Raw genomic sequence first — 1,973 nt, 5'->3', positions numbered from 1 at the left:
ATTGGGTCGCGAAGCGGTATACCCCGGGCCGAACCGGACGTCATATAACCACCATTACCCATGAAAATGGCCGTAAATTTCCTCCGCCAGGCGTTTGCTGATTCCCGGCACCTTGGCGAGATCCGCCACGCTGGCCTTCTGTACCTCCTGTAGCCCACCAAAATGACGCAACAGCTCCCGACGGCGGCCGGCACCCACCCCTGGCACCCCCTCCAGACTGGACGTGCGCCGCTTCTTGTCCCGCCGCTGGCGATGTCCGGTAATCGCAAACCGGTGCGCCTCATCGCGAATATGCTGTAGCAAATGCAGCGCCGGCGAATCGCTCGACATCACAATCTCTTTACCGCTCTCCGCCCAATACAACGTCTCGAATCCCGCCTTGCGCGTAGTGCCTTTGGCCACACCCAGTAACTGGACATTGTTCACACCCAGCTCCGCCAGTACCGCCTCGGCCTTACCGAGCTGACCTTTACCGCCATCAATAATCAGAATATCCGGCAGCTTGCCCTCGCCTTTCTGCAACCGGGTATAGCGCCGCTGCAGCGCCTGCTCCATGGCCGCGTAGTCGTCACCGGGGGTGATACCGTCAATATTGAAGCGGCGATAATCGGACTTCAGCGGACCGTTGGTATCAAACACCACACAGGACGCCTGGGTCAGCTCACCGCTGCTGTGACTGATATCGAAACACTCCAATCGCTGGGGCATCTCGTCCAGACCCAACGCATCCTGCAGGGCAATAAAGCGGTCCATACTGTTCTTACGGCTGTTTACCCGGCTCGTGAGATTCTGCTGGGCCGCCGTGGTCGCCATTTGCACCCACTGGGAACGATGGGTGCGCACCTTGTCAGTGACCGTCACCTGGCGACCCGAGGCACTCTTGAGCGCCTGGGCAATCAGCTCAGCCTCCGCCACCGGGTGGCTGGTGATAATTTCCCGGGGGATTTCCCGGCCCTCGCTCGCCAGATAAAACTGTGGCAGGAATTCGGTCAGGACATCGGATTCTGAATCCGCCAGTGTCGCCTGCGGATAGTAGCTGCGACTGCCCAGAATTCTCCCCTGGCGAACAAACAACACATGCACGCAGATCAACCCCGCCTGCAGCACGGCGGCCACCACATCCAGATCGCCATACCCCTCTTCAATCAGATTCTGGGACTGAATGGAGCGCAGCGCGGTGATCTGATCTCGCAGCGCCGCCGCCCGCTCAAACTCCAGCGCCTGGGACGCGGCGTCCATCTGGTCCGCCAGCTCCTTCATCAGGGTGTCACTATCCCCGCTCAAAAACATGCGGGTGTGGCGCACATCGTCGGCGTAGTCTTCCGGGCTGATGTAATCCACACAGGGCGCGGTGCAACGTTTGATCTGGTATTGCAGACAGGGGCGCGAGCGGTTTTTGAACACACTGTCCTCGCACTGACGCACCTGAAAGGTTTTCTGCAGAAAATTCAGGCTGTCTTTCACCGCCCCAACATTCGGGTAAGGGCCGAAGTAGTGACCGCGCTTTTTCTTGGAGCCCCGATGAAAACTGATGCGCGGAAAGGTCTCGCCACTGGAGAGAAAAATGTAGGGGTAGGACTTATCATCCCGCAACAGAATGTTATAGGGCGGCCGGTGGGATTTGATCAGATTCTGCTCAAGAATCAGCGCTTCGGTTTCGCTCGAGGTGACCGTCACATCGATCTGACGAATTTTCGCCACCAGGGCCACGGTTTTCGGAGACAGGCCGGAGCTGCGGAAGTAGCTGGACAACCGGTTTTTCAGGTTTTTGGCTTTACCGACGTAGAGCAGCTCACCGCCACCGTCGTACATCTGATAGATGCCCGGTTGTTTGGTGGTGTTGGCTAGGAATTGTTTGTGGTCGAATACATCAGGTGTGTTCATGGGCGGGAAGAATACCACCGGTTGGCGGGGATGTCGTGGTTTGGGTTACGGCGGATGCCGGTCGGTGTGGTTACGGCGGATGCGCTTCG

The 1,973-nt window shown here is 58.3% G+C and carries 1 protein-coding gene; it reads right to left on the bottom strand.

The window, feature by feature from the left end:
- Positions 1–54: 54 nt before the first annotated feature.
- On the bottom strand, positions 55–1,884 hold the full coding sequence (uvrC, locus tag B3520_RS11165; RefSeq protein ID WP_123637335.1) for an excinuclease ABC subunit UvrC: 1,830 nt from the start codon (positions 1,882–1,884) through the stop codon (positions 55–57).
- Between the last annotated feature and the right edge of the window lie 89 nt (positions 1,885–1,973).

This window comes from Marinimicrobium sp. UBA4509, assembly GCF_002388575.1.
GTDB lineage: Bacteria > Pseudomonadota > Gammaproteobacteria > Pseudomonadales > Cellvibrionaceae > Marinimicrobium > Marinimicrobium koreense.
The sequence above is the reverse complement of the archived record's forward strand: the minus strand, read 5'-3'. Positions and strand labels throughout refer to the sequence as shown.

Bases quoted from the DNA above. Each gene is read 5' to 3' on its own strand.
- uvrC (WP_123637335.1), bottom strand. From the start codon at position 1,884: ATGAACACACCTGATGTATTCGACCACAAACAATTCCTAGCCAACACC.